Source organism: Saccharothrix sp. ST-888 (assembly GCF_000955975.1).
Taxonomy (GTDB): domain Bacteria; phylum Actinomycetota; class Actinomycetes; order Streptomycetales; family Streptomycetaceae; genus Kitasatospora.
In genome coordinates this window covers 1-296 of the sequence record NZ_JYJF01001014.1, presented here as the reverse complement: position 1 = coordinate 296, position 296 = coordinate 1, and the positions used below count along the sequence as shown (strand labels likewise).

Annotated in this window: 1 protein-coding gene; it reads left to right on the top strand. The window is 70.9% G+C overall.

The genetic code is table 11. The features are described 5' to 3' along the window. Positions 1 to 296 (top strand): acyltransferase domain-containing protein (locus UK12_RS35370; protein ID WP_045307327.1); only part of this gene is annotated, 296 nt, incomplete at both ends.

The window sequence follows — 296 nt, the reverse complement described above, 5'->3', positions numbered from 1 at the left end:
GGCGCGGCTGCGGGCGTTCGCGGCGGGTGAGCCGGGGCTGGACGTGTCGGGTGTCGGCCGTTCGCTGGCGACCGGCCGTGCGGTGCTGGAGAACCGGGCTGTGGTGCTCGGCGACAGTCTTGCGGAACTCGACCTCGCTCTGAGGGAGTTGGTCGAGGGCGGTCCTGCCACGCAGGTGATCGAGGGCCTGGCTGGGTCTGGGGGGAAGGTGGCGTTCGTCTTCCCGGGTCAGGGTTCGCAGTGGGCTGCGATGGCGGTGGAGTTGCTGGAGTGCTCTGCGGTGTTCGCGGAGCGGA